We start from the raw sequence: 13,961 nt of genomic DNA on the forward strand, positions 1-13,961 counted from the left end.
AACTGACGGGCGACGTCGCCATCCCAGCCGACGTCGATCGATCCCGAAGAACCGATTGCCGTCAACGCAAGCTGCATCCGCTTTCGCGCATCGAACACCGGCACGCTCAGGCTGCTAATGCCCGGACTCGGCGCGTCGATGCCCCGCTCGATCCCGCGCGCGCGGATGGCATCGAAGCGTTTGAACCATTGCGCATCAACTTTCGGCGTCTTGGCCGCGCTGCCGTCCGGCGACGATGCACCGGGCGCGAGCGCCTGACTCCGCGCCATCTGGCCGATCTGGTCGTGCGCGTAGAAGGCACAGAAGACGCGGCCCGTGGACGTGGCCTCGAGCGACATCACCGTACCGATATGCAGATTCACGTGCAGCGGAAAACCACCGCGCTCATATCGCACGATGGTCGGCCCTTGCGCGCCCGCCACGCAGATCGCCACGCTAAAGCCGATTTGCTCGGCCAGCGTTGCCGCATAGGGCGTGGCGATCCGGTACACCGGTTGCTGTTCGATATGCATGAGCCCGAGACGCAACGACAGCGGGCCCGGCTCGTAATTGCCCGTCAGCGCGTCGCGCTTGACGAGGCCAAGACGCGTCAGGCTCACCAGATACGTGTGGGCCTGCGCGGAAGACAGGTGTGCCTCGCCCGCCAGTTCGGTGAGGCCGAGCGGCACGCGATTGCGCGCCAGCGCTTCGAGTAGACGTCCGCCCACCTCGACGCTTTGAATACCCCGTTGCTTTTTCTCGACCGACGCGTCAGCCGTCGTATGACCCGGACCTTCGCCCGTAGCGGATTTGACCAATTCGGAGCCTCGCGATGGAAGGAATAGATGTTATCCGATTGAGCCCCTTCGCCCAACTGATGGAGTTTACCCTAAGTTAATTATAGACAAGCTATTTTGCTATTGACAAACTTTTGCATAGCGACGACCATGACTCATCCCCATCGAGTCGTATAACGGAGACAGATATGGCAAAGGCTTTTGCATCCCAGGCCGACCTGGAAGTCAAGAAAATCACGTGGACCCAACTGTCCGAAAACGCGTATGCGTACACGGCGGAAGGCGACCCGAATTCGGGCGTCATCATTGGCGACGACGGCGTGCTGATTGTCGATACGACTGCCACGCCTGCGATGGCGCAAGACCTGATCGCGAAGATCCGCAGCGTCACCGACAAGCCGATCAAATACGTCGTGCTGTCGCACTATCACGCGGTTCGCGTGCTCGGCGCGTCGGCGTATTTCAACGAAGGCGCACAACAGGTGATCGCGAGCCGCGGCACCTATGAAATGATTGTCGAGCGCGGCGAAGCCGATATGAAATCGGAAATCGAGCGCTTTCCGCGTCTTTTCGCCGGCGTCGAAACTGTCCCCGGTCTAACGTGGCCGACTCTCGTGTTCGAAAAGGAAATGACGCTATTTCTCGGCAAGCTGGAAGTGCGCATTGCGCATCTCGGCTCGGGCCACACGAAGGGCGATACGGTCGTCTGGTTGCCGTCGCAGAAAGTGCTGTTCTCCGGCGATCTGGTCGAATACGACGCGGCCTGCTATTGCGGCGACGCGCAACTCGAACAATGGCCCGCGACGCTCGAAGCACTGCGCGCGCTGAATGCGGATAAGCTCGTGCCGGGACGTGGCCCCGCGCTGCTGAACCCGGCTGACGTGAACAAGGGCCTCGACTACACGAAAGACTTCGTGACGACTCTGCTGCAAGCCGGCCGCGACGCCTACAAGGACAAGCTCGATCTGAAGGGCGCCATGGCGCTCACGCGCAATACGATGGACCCGAAGTTCGGCCAGGTGTTCATCTACGAACATTGCCTGCCGTTCGACGTTTCGCGCGCTTACGACGAAGCGAGCGGTATCACGCATCCGCGTATCTGGACCGCGCAACGCGACAAGGAAATGTGGGCCGCGTTGCAGGACTAATCGCGGAACAGAGCGCGGCATCCACTGCGCACTGATCGCACGAAGCACACCTGGAAAGGCCGTCCGGTCTTTCCTCTCACCGTTCAAAACATGAAGGCGCACAGACGCCTTGGGCTTGCCCGTCTCCAGTCAGGCGCGCAACGCATATGGAGCGAGACATGCAAAATTCCCTCAATGGCGACGCCATTCGGCAAGTCGCGCCTGTCGCTGACGATCACCTGATGTTTCAGAAGGTGGCGTGGCGCATCATCCCGTTTCTGTTTCTCTGTTATGTCGTGTCCTTTCTGGACCGCATCAATATCGGTTTTGCGCAACTGCAGATGAAGCACGACCTCGGCTTCAGCGATGCAATGTATGGCCTCGGCGCGGCCGTGTTCTATATCGGCTATGTGCTGTGTGAAGTGCCGAGCAACATCCTGCTCGCCCGATACGGCGCGCGCAAGACCTTCATGCGAATCATGCTGCTATGGGGCATCGCGTCGATGTGCATGATGTTCGTATCGAAGCCCGTGCATTTTTACGTCTTGCGATTCATGCTCGGCGTGTTCGAGGCGGGCTTCTTCCCCGGCATCGTGCTGTATCTGACGTACTGGTTTCCGGCTAATCGTCGCGCGGCGGTGATGTCCGTGTTCTTTGCGGGCGTTGCGGTAGCGGGCGTGCTGGGCGGCCTGTTTTCCGGCTGGATCATGCGCGATATGAGCGGCGTGATGGGTCTGTTCGGCTGGCAATGGATGTTCGCAATCGAAGGCGCGCCCGCCGTGATTCTCGCGTTTCTCACGTGGCGTTACCTGGTCGACAAGCCGCACAATGCGAGCTGGCTCACGCACGTAGAGAAGGACCGGCTCGTTGCCCTCTGCGCGCAAGGCCAGGCGAAGGACGGCAAGCACGATGGTCGCAGTTTCGCGGCAGCGCTGCTCAATCCGCGCGTCTATCTGTTCGCGTTCATCTACTTTTCGCTGACCTGCGCGTCACTCACGCTGAACTTCTGGATGCCGCTGATGATCCGCGATTTCGGCATCAAGGATGTCGTGTCGGTGAGTCTCTATACCGTCGTGCCGAATGCGATTGGCGCGATCGGTCTGATGTTGATTGCGCGTCGTTCGGACCGCACGGGTGAGCGACGCAAGCACTTTGCGTTTTGCACGTTCGGCGGCGGGCTGGCGCTGGCGGCACTGACGCTGCATCTGCACAGCTTTCCCGCGATGCTGGCGATTCTCTCGCTTGCCGCCGTATTGATCTTCGCCGCACTGCCAATCTTCTGGTCCGTGCCAACGAGCTATCTTTCCGGCAAGGCCGCAGCATCCGGCATTGCGTTTATCAGCAGCATTGGGATTACAAGCGGCATCGTCAGTCCGTGGGTGATCGGCCAGATTCGCACGAGTACGGGCAGCATGGATCTCGCAGTCTACCTTCTCGCAGGCTTACTGCTGTTGAGCGGGCTGGCGTTGATGGTCGGTATCAAGGCCGAGGCGGTGAAGGCTTAGGCGCTCAGTCGCATTCAGGCATCGCCTGCAATGACGCCGCGGACGACTTTCACCTTTGTCGATATCTGTTTTGCGAGCTTGTTGTTGAAGTTCGCAAATTTTGCTAAGGAACGCTGATTAATGGTTCATCGCCGGTGTTGCGAGCAAAACGACCCGCAACGCTCGGCATAAAGAAGGCAATGGATGGCCATTGAAGTGAGTTTGGCTTGAAGGCGGGCCTCACTTCTCGGCTTTTTCGCACTCACGACGGATTTCCCCCATGAGCATGAGCCGGCCGCAACCGATTCCTCGCGATCACCAGGTTCGCCAGACCGAACAGGCTGAACAGCTGCGCGGTGTTCTTGACCAAGCCTTTGTAGCGAACCTTGCAATGACGAAACAGATTCTTGATGACGTGGAACGGATGCTCGACCCGAGCGCGAATCTGCGCCTTGGTCCGTTCGAGTTCGACCAGCAGTTCCTTCAACGGCCCCTCTTGCATCGCCTTGATCTTCCCGCGCTTGGCAGTGACCTGCCATTTCACCAACTTGCCTTGCATCTCGTCGCGCTTATCCACGCCCGTGTAGCCGGCGTCGCCAAACACCTGCTCAGGCACGAGCTTGCGACACGTCCGAGACATTCGCGGCGGTACCGACCACCCTATGCACCAGGCCCGACTCGGCATCGACACCAATGTCGGGTAGCGGTAGCGCATTGCTGCGCCACCGCCCCCTAAGGTAGGGTCGAGAACTGGCGCGCGCACCGGTAGGCGCCGGTGGTGATTCCCTCGCTTTCGCGATGGCCCGCAATCCGGCAACCGTAGTCACGTTTCCAGCTCCCGCCACGTCGAACGCAGCGGGCCGATTTCCGGCACTACGCTCTCCTGTGTGCTTCATGCCAAGATTTATGCGACCTATCAGGCTGGGCGCGCTTTCGGTGCGGCAGCACGACGAACACGATAGCCATTGAACAGCTTCAGTTCCTCATACAGCCAGCGCCTACTCCACCGCTTCCAGCCGAAGCCCCGCCGATTCCGGGAACGCCCCATATGGCGCCTGATCTTCTTTTCTACCCAGTCTTTGATGAAGCTGAAGCACTCGCTGGAATGTCCAACAGCGAAGTAATTCACCCAACCGCGTAACACCGGATTGATCAGCTCTACCACCCGATCTACCGGCTGCGACTGGTATCGCCGGAACACCTCTTTGCGCTTGCGCAATAACGCCGTGCGCTTCTTCAGCTTTGGCGTATAGTGCGCCCGCCACACCTGCCTCTGTACGCTGCGGAGTCGACGGAAGTCGAATCCCAGGAAGCCGAAGCTCTCTGCGCGGTCTAGATTAACGGTGCGGCTCTTCTCTTCATTGACCTCGACCTGCAGATTGGTAAACTCTTCCCGAAGTCGCCGGATCACCGCCCCCAGCAACCAACCATGGCGCAGATGGGCATCGATCAGCACGACCAGATCGTCAGCGAATCGGACATACTCGACGTAGGTGTACTTCCCGTTACGCGTGGCTTCTTTCGCCCGCTCCAGCATGCGGTCTACCTCGGTGAGATAGATGTTGCTGAGCAGCGGCGAAATCACCCCGCCTTGCGGAACGCCTTGTTTGCCCGACGCCGCCAGCATCAGCTTCAGCAGATGCATCACGTCGTCGTCCTTGATCCGACGCGCCACTTTTTCATGCAGTAGATGATGCCGAACTGTGTCAAAGTAGGCGCGCAAATCAAGGTCTATGACGCGGGTCTTGCACTGAACAATCGCCGTCGCCACCCGATGCACCGCTTCATGCGCGGTACGCTTGGGACGATACGTGTTGAATATAGTCCGCGGATCGGTCCCAGTGGAAACAATTGACGGAATTTTCATGGGGGATGTCGTATCACCTGGCTTATCCAATAGCCAGCACCTCGCGGACATCTGCAGGACCCGCCGGTTTCGCCGGCGCTTGCTCCTTCAGGTATCCACGGCGAGCTGCTTCTCCAGAACATGAGCATCAAGAGGCAGGTTTTCTAGGCTCGCGGTTTGACTGCTAAGGGCGGCAGTGTTTGTGGGCTGGGTAAAGGGTGCGTTCGGTTAAGCCCGTCGGGCGTATGGCCCGTCTGTCGAATCATCGGTCGTCGTCGCTTTGCAAAATGGCCGCTCGTCCCTCGTCAGCAGACGTTTGTCAACAGAGTGCGAAGGACCGTTCTTGGCCGATGCTGTTGAAAAAGTCGCCGTTGGTCTCTCTTGCGAAGTTTTCAGGGGTCTTCATACCCTTGACCGATGGTCGCGAGCGGCTTGCAGGGCGATCTGAGAGGTCGATTTTTGCGCGAGCGAACGGAAAAAATCACGAAGCGACTTTTTCAACAACATCGGCCGTCACCTGCCCGCCTCGGTCTTCCGAAATTGGGCTAACCAGCTACTGAAAAAGTGATCTTTAATTATGTCAATTTGCACCGTAACAAACGCCGGGCTCGTTCGTTCGCACGGACTGCCTTCCATGAAGGCTGTGCTCGACCACACCTGGTGAGTTCTCCCCGGCCAGTTCTGAAAAAGGTGTTCGACATCTTGACGCCGCTTGCTCACATCCATGGATCAATCGACTCCACACCGCATTCCGCGAAGTCCCTGATATTGCGAGTGGCGACTGACGCTTCGCGCGAGCGTGCGATCGAAGCAATCATTGCGTCGATCTGGCTGACGGGGATCATGCAAGCCGGCGCTCGCTCACGATCTCAGCGTAGGCATCTGCAGCATCCCGATCGAAGCTGAGAACACGCCCGGCGAAGTCCGCGTCAAACATTGCGCGAACCGCCTGGGCGAGACCGTCGCGCCGCGCCCAACCGGCAGAAGTCGCACGCCGTAAAGTATCTCGCCGCGCGTCAGGGCAGTCGTAAATAACGCGGCGCGGGACTGGCGGCCAACCCAGGCGACCACCCGTTCGTCCGGGGCGGGCCGCAACAGTTCAGACAGAACGTTGGTATCAAGAACGATCATGCGCTAAAACCGTCCGGGTCACGAATCGCCTCACATGCGGGCAGATCGAGCTCCACGCCCCCGAACGATACGATACGTCGACGGATCGATTCGACGAGCGTGTCGCCCTGCGGCGGTTCGACTGCCAGCGCACTGCGCAGAATATCGCGGGCTTCCTCTTCCATGGAACGACCGTTGCGAATCAAGCGCCTGGCCACGTGCCGGTCGCGCCGGCTTTGCACCAGCACATCGAGCACCGCGCCATGCTAGTCCACTGGCCGCCAAAGCCAGTGCTTCCTGCCGTTGATCGTGACAACCACTTCATCAAGGTGCCATTTGTCGCCCCGAGATAGGGCGGTGGAGCGGATACGCCGGGCAATGCCCAGACCGAACTTCACCGCCCAGCGCCGCACCGTCTCGTAGGTAAGTTCGATGCCGTGTGCGGCCAGCAGTTCCTCTACCTTGCGCAAGCTCAGCGGAAAACGGTAGTACAGCCACACCGCGTAGCTGATCACATCAGGCGGAAACCGATAGCCGGCATTGGAAATGGTGTCGGTGGCCGGCGCGCGCCGCAGCAATGTGGTTCGTTTCATACGCGAGATTGTCGCCGCATCTCCCTCAACGTGCCAACAACGTGACAATGCCGCAGGAAGGCCTATCACGTGCGTCGCCCGCTGTACGGAAGACCTCGCGTATCAGCAGGCGCAACACGGATGACGAAACCCACGAAATTGCGTAATGCAGACATTCCGCCAATCATCGCTCAATAGAACCGGCCTTTTACTGAGCCGACAAATAGAACGCCCGGTCCCGTTGCGGCGTCACACCGACAACAGTGAGCTGGCCGTTCACGACGGTTGCTTCGACGGGCATCGACACGTTGTTGAGAAAACACAAAGAGCCCGCGAAGTTCAGCGTGCCGTCGAGCAGATGCTTGCCGGTCGAGCGTGGCCTGAAGCTGCCGGTAAACGTGCAGGCGCTCTGCGTGCCCTTTGCCGTGCCGTCCGCGGCGAACGTGATCGTCGAGATCGGCGTGACGCCCGAGCCGCTGTTCCACGTGCGCGCGACGTCGCTGAGTGCGATCGGCGTGTCGTACGTGGCGTTGTAGCTGCCGTTGAAACTCGTGGCTGTCGTATCGGGACTGACGAAGAGGCTGGTCGTCGCGGTGAGCGCACTTCTGGTTGTGAAGGTGCCGGACAGCGTTCCGGCGCGAATCGCGCCCAAAGAATGGAAGCCGACCGTCGTCGAATCGCTGAACGCGCCGTTGGTCGCCGTCATGATGCCCTCGATCAACCAGACGAACGAGCCGTCCTGCGTGTAGATGCTGTAATACTGTCCTGATTCGAGGATGATGGTTTGCGCTGCGAGCGACTGCCCCGAATTCACCGAGCCGTACCAAAGTCCTTCGGGCAATGCGTACGAGGGGTTGGCGACGCACGACTTGCTTAGATTGCCGAGGTCGGTCGTGCAGGTCTTGCCATCGCCACCGCAGGCGGCGAGTACGGGCAGGGTCAGCAGCATGAGCTTCGAGAGCAGTTTCATGAGGTTTTTGTTTTCCCGGTCTGCAGAGTGAGCACAGGTCGCCGTCCTTTTACGGCGAGCCGACAATCAGATAACGGAACATTGCCGGAAAACTTTAGTGCGGAAAAACGAGGCATGGCTCGTCCGGCGGAACGTTTGTGCGACATGCTCGATGAACGTCTTTCATCCAGACGATTGACCTACGGCCTTGAACGCCGGGTCGCTGACGATCGAATGAGCGTCGGCGCGCGAAGAAAACGAAGACGCGCGCATCGCTCGTCTCTTGCCCGCTCTAATGCGAGAGGCAAAGTCGATGGACCAGCGGGCGCGTCCGACCCGCTATCGACGTGATACGGTCACTAAGTATCGCCCACTGTCGCGAGGCCACGGTCCGATTGTTCGTCGAGGTCCGATACACGCGGAATACCGGTCGTTCGAAGGTCTATTAACCGCGTGACCAGTTCCTTCCACTCGCAGCCCAGATAAAACACTTTCAGGATGTAGTTGAAGACGTGCGCAGGGGCGGCTTCGGCGCCGGACCGCGGCACCCATGCGTGAGATGGGGCAAGCCAATTCTTCAAACTGAGCATCGCTCAATTTCACTGGGATCACTTGCCGCTGCTGGCCTCGCGCCATATCGACCGCCAAAGGAACCAGATTCTAGCGAATTCGCCCGATTCTGGCGAAGGCATGCCCACAAAGGCTCCCAGACAAATCCGGGTGGCGGAAAAACCCGCAGCCAGTAGCATATCGCGACACAGCGCCGACCAATCAGCAGCGCGCTCCATTGTCGCGTGCACGCTGCACAAACTTGCGCATTTCCAGATGCTGCGCATCCGGATTCGTGACTTCGATCGGATGATACTTTATGCCGAATTTTTGCAGTTTCCGCAATAGCGGTTCAGTACATCATTCCGGTTATACGAGGTCGTGTGGCAGTTGGCGCAGCGTATCGCAAGGCCGCCATCCACCATGACATAAGTCTTGTCGTATTCGCGCGGACGTTTCGGGCCTTCAGTCCAATGCGTGACACGCCGACCCTCGCCGTGGTCCTTGACCCATGTTCCGCTCGTCGTATCGTATTGATCGGCCTGCCAAAATTCGATGCCGTTATCGCACACGATCCATACGACGACATAGCGCGAAAAGCTATGCCCTGCGGTGGCTCGCGGCGTCTTTTCCGTCACACTGAACCAGCGCATTATGGGAAAGCCCTCCCAAGTTCACGCGTGCGCCCGTACGTTTTCGACGTCTTGTCGTATTCCGTGTTATGCGACGCAATCTGTTGATACTTCGCGAAGTCGTGCGACGCTTGCGGCATCGACAGCGCAAAGAAAGGGCAGATCGCGCTGAGGTTGATCGTTCCGTACTCGGCTAACAGGAAGTCAATAAAGCGCCAGCGATGCGCGGGCGCAAACGTGATTTTGTCTTCGTCCATTACGCCGCTCTTTTACTCGGCACCATTAATCAGGAACGCTGTGCGGTCCTCCGCCCGCAATCCGTGCGGGCACGCGCGCCAGCCCCGACCAAGTAGCTCCGCTTTCGAAGTCGCGATACTTCGCCGGTTGCGGGCCACTGCGAACGCCTTTGCGCGTTGTTTTCTTCGCGGTCTTCACAAGATTAGCGTCTTGCTTTTCCATGGTCTTTGCCAATTGCTTAATGAGCTTGATAGCGGTCAGGTCATCGCGCGTCAAGCCATATTCAGCGGGCACGCCAGTAACGGAGACCTTTGTGGCGGCGATGAAACGCGCGTGTTCCTCATCAATCCGTTTCGTGAGCTTTGCCAGTTTTGATTCGATGCTCGTTCCATTCATTATGCGTCTCTACTAGGTTGGTGAAATGCAACTTGACTAGAATTCCAGTCAGCAACGAGCGGTATTCGCCGCCCTCATTTCGTAAGCCAAGGGCCATGCGTGTCACCAACCCATGTTGTTCGCGTTGTGCAGGCTCCGCCGACACGATGATGCCGGCACGTTCCTTTTCGTCTTTGAGGCGCAAGCGGAGATCTTCCAGTGCAACGAAGGGCTTTTGTCGCGGTAAGTACCGATAGGCGAGCGAGATGGTTGTGTCGCGATAAGGAAAGCGGCGCAAGCAAGTCGCAGTATGATTAGGTATGCTTATATTGGCGGCGAATAGAATTGCGAGGCAACCGTTTGGTCGACGCATTTTTTTGAACCCATCACCGGCCTGACGATTCGCTTGATGGCACGGTGGTCTTGCTCGACGATTTTATTCAGATACTTGTTCTGCCGAACCTTGATCGGTGTCGATCGCCCCGCACTCAGTGCTTCGAGCGCCGCCAGATTGGCAGCGCTCTTGTCTACGATAGTCGTTCCAGGCTCACCGCTCTGCTCAATGGCTTTTTTCGAAATTGCGGCGAGCAACGCCTTGTCAGGATGGGCTCGCAGCGGGAAAACTACCGTGCTACCAGCCTTGTCGACTGCATGGTGGAGGAACTTCCACTGGACTTTGACCTTGATGTAGGTCTCGGCCACACGCCAGGTCCTGCCCACTGGCCGTTTGTGTCGGCGAAATACCTTGTCAAGCACCAGCGGGAGATTGATGACCCAGCGACGCCCGCTCGAATGTTCGACCGCCATAACACGCTCGGCCATCATTTCCTCGAGGTTGCGCAGACTCAGCGAGTACGCAACATACCAGCGAACATACAACAGAATCACGTCCAGTGGAAGGTGCGGCCGCCTCAGAACGTTGCCAATGCCTGCAGACAGCGCCTTACCTGGCGTCTTCGTCTTTGCCCTCATGCACACAATGCATTTCGGCACGACAGATTCTACCGGATCGCGTTAGTGCGGCAGAACCCTTTCGATAGCTGCAACGGCAGAGGCGCTGGCAGTTCGGCGGCGGTAGCCCGTTCTCAACATCTGAATAGTTAAAGCAGCGAGGAGCAATCCCCCGACGACGTCGGCTAAGTAATGCCCTCCTTGCGTCGGCGTAGAAATAATCATCGTCAAATTGAGAGCAGCGGCGAAGCCGAAAAACCAGGGCATGCGGCGAAGTGAGTACGTGAATAGAACAGCCAGCGCAGCATGAAAGGACGGCATCGAGACGAGACCTTGTGAGTTAGCCAGGTCGATCGCTCGCAATGTTCCGTTCCGCAATGGCGCGAAATCCGACACGGTGGCCACCACGTTGGGGTCGCCAATATTGAAATATACAAAAGCACTCGCTGCCGGGAAAGGCGTCGACGAAACAAGAAGCAAGATGCTCGCAAGTGCCAGGAGGAAGAAAAAATCTGATAACGCTTCGCGTCTTCCGGATAACCCGAGAATGAAGGGGATAGTGAGCAGTTGCCACCGCCCACTATCATAGGCAAGTGCCAGGACTCGCAGAACATGGGGGTGAGTCTGCACCCATTGATACGCGGCGACCCAATCGAAGCCGACTGCGAGATCGAAGCGAACCAAATTCCTTTCCACGAGCGGCGCGTTGACTGATACACAAAGGTAAGACAGGACGCACATCGACGACACAAAGCACACAAGTAAAGCGCACCAGGCGGCGATGTCTGAAGTTTCCGCATACCGAAACTTAACCGTTGTCGACCCATAGCGCGGAATCGCCCGTAGTATTCGCAATATCACAGCAATACAAGCTAAGATTCCAACACCTTTGCAAGCAGCAACGATGCCATCCATTTGCACGGTGTAATCAGCGACGCAGAGCCAAATCGCATCGACAAGAATAATACCGCCGGCGATTAGCCACCCGCATAGATAGCGAGTCATCATGGACGGCCGCGGCTGTACGAAGCGCACACCGATATTCTTGTATTGAGGCATACACTCGACTCCGGAAAAATTCGGCTTATGGATTTCCTTTCGCCTTGACGACCGAGCGATAAGGTGCGGAGCCGGCATACACCCTGTAACGGCGCAGATGACTCAAACTTTAGAGCTTCACCGCCGAAGCGCCGAGTCGCCGCTTCTGGCGCTCCAGATTCCGCGGCGAACTTCCGTACGTGCGCAACGCATCATTTGATTTTTGGCAGTCGTCGTTCGCGAGTACACGCCGTTTTGCGAATCGGCGAAATTTTGACAGCATCCTCGAAGCAGTCACCGCACAGAGCTAAAGAAAATGTGCTGTCAGCCGTTAAAACGTCTGAACACCGAAATCAACTGCAAAAAAGGATCGGACCGGCAATAAATGCCGTTCAGGAATGGATTCTTAAGCACTAGCCTTGTGCGCCTGGCGACGGCCATTCCTAACACCGACATGCACCGTCAAGGCGACCTAACATGAAACCAGAAATCCTAGGGACAGCAGGCGTGCCTGCTGTCTCGATCAGCTTCGATGGCCCAGCGCCTGTACCTCCTTCGCCACCCCGCGTGCGCCTGACGCGCAGACAACTAGGAATTGAGATTGCTTTGCGTGTCTTTAGCGTGACGGCGCTTTTATCGTTTCTTGCTTCCGCACTCTTCCAGTTCATGAAGAACCCTGCGCGGATCACGTTGTTACTTCTAGTAGTCACCGCATTGCTGGACATCGGCCTGGTCGTGTCTACCCGCATTGCTCGCGAGCGGGACTGGGCTCCGCTCAGCGTGGCAATGACAGTGTTCGGGACGTTCTACTACCTCGCCTTTCGAATCGATCCCGGCTACCACCTCATCCCGGAGGCGGTAGCCGTCGCATTGCAAATCACCGGCATCCTCATCCAGATTTGCGCAAAACTCACGCTGCGACGCTCATTCGGCTTTCTGCCCGCGAATCGAGGCGTTGTCGTGGGCGGCCCATATCGTATCGTGCGCCACCCGATCTATTTCGGGTATGTCATCAGGGATCTCGGATTTCTGCTTCCGAACTTCGGGATTCAGAACGCCGCTGTGCTTGCGGTACACCTCGGCGTGCAGGTCTGTCGAGTCGTTCGGGAAGAACGCGTGCTTTCGAAGGACAGTAGCTACCGTGAATACATGAGCCGCGTGCGGTATCGGTTGATCGTCGGCGTGTTCTAAACGTCTGCCAGAGGCACTTTGTCTTCAGAGCACCTGACGGTCCAAAATGAACCTCGTGATTGACCCTCACCATGCTGCGACTGGGGTAAGGTACGCCTTCAGCGCAAACCACGCTAACACATGAGCGCTTCGCAAAGCTCCGCCATCCTTGGCCGTTCCCCAAACTGTCGTTGGAACAGCTCGCCATACCTTGTCACGTGGATCGTAATCGCACTAGTCATTGCCGCCGATCTTGCAGGACTGTATTGGCTGGATTGTAGCGTTGTGCCTGGGCGCGCATCACGCGATCTGTCAGGGTTTTTGGCGATCGTACTGGTCATCGTCTGGGTCAATGTCAGAACCAGATCAGTCCGGGATAGGGAGACCAGGTGGGCGCGCCGCCAGCTCGATCTGGCAAACACCGCTCGGTGGATGATCGCGCTTGCCGCGTTCTGCATGGCGGCCAGCATATTGAGCCACCTGTCCGTTGCGGCAGCCTACCCGTTGATCGACCCACAACTCACCAGAATCGACGAAGCGATCGGGTTCGATTGGGTAGCCTGGTATCACTGGGTTCGACAGCACCCCACACTCTTTTTCACCCTGAATCTGGCGTACGGCAGTGGCCTCGCGCAGACCATCGCGGTTCCATTGGTACTCGGCCTGAGTGGCGCCAGGCTGGAGCTTGCAAACCATGTGATGCGGTTCATGCTGGCTACATTAATTTGCCTTGTCGTCGCGACGCTATTGCCGGCAGCAAGTGCGTTTTTGCACTTTCACATCGCTGACCCTGGTACGTCGTCGACGGTCTCCACCTTCTTTCCCATTCGGAACGGTACCCTTCGTGTCTTCGATCTGGGCGATCAACAAGGATTAGTTTCAATGCCTTCAATGCATACCGCAATGGCTATTCTGTTTGCCTATGCGCTTCGCCGCGTTCCCGTGGTCGCGTACGTTGCGGCAATTCTTAACGCTGTCATGATCGCTTCAACACCAACGCACGGCGGGCACTACCTGATCGATGTTGTCGCGGGCGTATTGCTTGCTGTGACGACGATCATGCTTGTAAAGCGTCTGCGCATTCACGATTCATCGGTCGATGCCCTCAAGGAGTCGTAGAAGACGTCTTCGTTGCACGTGTCGAC

At 57.8% G+C, this 13,961-nt stretch carries 14 protein-coding genes and 3 pseudogenes; 5 read left to right on the plus strand and 12 right to left on the minus strand.

What is annotated here, in order from left to right; translation table 11 throughout:
* Positions 1 to 7 precede the first annotated feature (7 nt).
* Positions 8 to 797: pseudogene (locus tag HF916_RS07505) on the minus strand (IclR family transcriptional regulator); the annotation flags it as partial.
* Between the two features lie 167 nt (positions 798 to 964).
* Here HF916_RS07505 and HF916_RS07510 point away from each other — a divergent pair.
* Both HF916_RS07510 and HF916_RS07515 read left to right on the plus strand, forming a co-directional pair.
* Positions 965 to 1,924 carry an MBL fold metallo-hydrolase gene (locus tag HF916_RS07510; protein WP_168788352.1) on the plus strand — a complete coding sequence of 320 codons (960 nt, stop codon included), beginning with the start codon at positions 965 to 967 and terminating at the stop codon, positions 1,922 to 1,924.
* A gap of 158 nt (positions 1,925 to 2,082) precedes the next feature.
* Complete coding sequence (locus tag HF916_RS07515; protein ID WP_168788353.1) at positions 2,083 to 3,408, plus strand: MFS transporter; 1,326 nt, start codon at positions 2,083 to 2,085, stop codon at positions 3,406 to 3,408.
* Positions 3,409 to 3,649: 241 nt separating this feature from the next.
* Here the strand turns inward: HF916_RS07515 and HF916_RS07520 are convergent.
* From HF916_RS07520 to HF916_RS07540, 6 genes and pseudogenes are all read right to left on the minus strand, one after another.
* Positions 3,650 to 4,082: pseudogene (locus HF916_RS07520) on the minus strand (transposase); the annotation flags it as partial.
* Positions 4,083 to 4,303: 221 nt separating this feature from the next.
* Positions 4,304 to 5,254, minus strand: a complete 951-nt coding sequence (locus HF916_RS07525) for a reverse transcriptase domain-containing protein (RefSeq protein WP_240975172.1) — start codon at positions 5,252 to 5,254, stop codon at positions 4,304 to 4,306.
* 840 nt (positions 5,255 to 6,094) lie between these two features.
* On the minus strand, positions 6,095 to 6,364 hold the full coding sequence (locus HF916_RS07530; RefSeq protein ID WP_346777698.1) for a PIN domain-containing protein: 270 nt from the start codon (positions 6,362 to 6,364) through the stop codon (positions 6,095 to 6,097).
* Positions 6,361 to 6,528 carry a plasmid stability protein gene (locus HF916_RS49845; protein WP_206001813.1) on the minus strand — a complete coding sequence of 56 codons (168 nt, stop codon included), beginning with the start codon at positions 6,526 to 6,528 and terminating at the stop codon, positions 6,361 to 6,363. Before HF916_RS49845 ends, HF916_RS07530 begins: the two co-directional genes overlap by 4 nt.
* 12 nt (positions 6,529 to 6,540) lie before the next feature.
* Positions 6,541 to 6,936: pseudogene (locus HF916_RS07535) on the minus strand (IS6 family transposase); the annotation flags it as partial.
* A 187-nt stretch (positions 6,937 to 7,123) separates the two neighbouring features.
* On the minus strand, positions 7,124 to 7,885 hold the full coding sequence (locus tag HF916_RS07540) for a hypothetical protein (protein ID WP_168788354.1): 762 nt from the start codon (positions 7,883 to 7,885) through the stop codon (positions 7,124 to 7,126).
* Positions 7,886 to 8,476: 591 nt separating this feature from the next.
* On the opposite strand from HF916_RS07540, the gene HF916_RS07545 reads away from it, so the two are divergent.
* Positions 8,477 to 8,761 (plus strand): hypothetical protein, encoded by a 285-nt coding sequence (locus tag HF916_RS07545; protein WP_168788355.1) that lies wholly within the window; start codon positions 8,477 to 8,479, stop codon positions 8,759 to 8,761.
* A gap of 304 nt (positions 8,762 to 9,065) precedes the next feature.
* Here the strand turns inward: HF916_RS07545 and HF916_RS07550 are convergent, their stop codons facing one another.
* The 5 genes from HF916_RS07550 to HF916_RS07570 are packed head-to-tail and all read right to left on the minus strand — an operon-like array spanning position 9,066 to position 11,667.
* The gene (locus HF916_RS07550) at positions 9,066 to 9,302 is read right to left on the minus strand and encodes a hypothetical protein (RefSeq protein ID WP_168788356.1); all 237 of its coding nucleotides are present in this window, start codon (positions 9,300 to 9,302) and stop codon (positions 9,066 to 9,068) included.
* Between the two features lie 25 nt (positions 9,303 to 9,327).
* Complete coding sequence (locus HF916_RS07555; RefSeq protein ID WP_168788357.1) at positions 9,328 to 9,678, minus strand: H-NS family nucleoid-associated regulatory protein; 351 nt, start codon at positions 9,676 to 9,678, stop codon at positions 9,328 to 9,330.
* Positions 9,626 to 9,955 (minus strand): hypothetical protein, encoded by a 330-nt coding sequence (locus HF916_RS07560; protein ID WP_168788358.1) that lies wholly within the window; start codon positions 9,953 to 9,955, stop codon positions 9,626 to 9,628. Before HF916_RS07560 ends, HF916_RS07555 begins: the two co-directional genes overlap by 53 nt.
* Positions 9,956 to 9,981: 26 nt before the next feature.
* Positions 9,982 to 10,629: an IS6 family transposase gene (locus tag HF916_RS07565; RefSeq protein ID WP_431311365.1), complete on the minus strand. Its 648-nt coding sequence runs from the start codon at positions 10,627 to 10,629 to the stop codon at positions 9,982 to 9,984.
* A gap of 42 nt (positions 10,630 to 10,671) precedes the next feature.
* Positions 10,672 to 11,667, minus strand: a complete 996-nt coding sequence (locus HF916_RS07570) for a phosphatase PAP2 family protein (RefSeq protein ID WP_168788359.1) — start codon at positions 11,665 to 11,667, stop codon at positions 10,672 to 10,674.
* Between the two features lie 456 nt (positions 11,668 to 12,123).
* Between HF916_RS07570 and HF916_RS07575 the strand changes: the two genes are divergently transcribed.
* Positions 12,124 to 12,837 (plus strand): methyltransferase family protein, encoded by a 714-nt coding sequence (locus tag HF916_RS07575; RefSeq protein ID WP_168788360.1) that lies wholly within the window; start codon positions 12,124 to 12,126, stop codon positions 12,835 to 12,837.
* 120 nt (positions 12,838 to 12,957) lie between these two features.
* A complete protein-coding gene (locus tag HF916_RS07580) occupies positions 12,958 to 13,935 on the plus strand; it encodes a phosphatase PAP2 family protein (RefSeq protein WP_168788361.1) in 978 nt (325 codons plus the stop codon).
* Positions 13,936 to 13,961 lie beyond the last annotated feature (26 nt).

The organism is Paraburkholderia aromaticivorans (genome assembly GCF_012689525.1).
GTDB lineage: Bacteria > Pseudomonadota > Gammaproteobacteria > Burkholderiales > Burkholderiaceae > Paraburkholderia > Paraburkholderia aromaticivorans_A.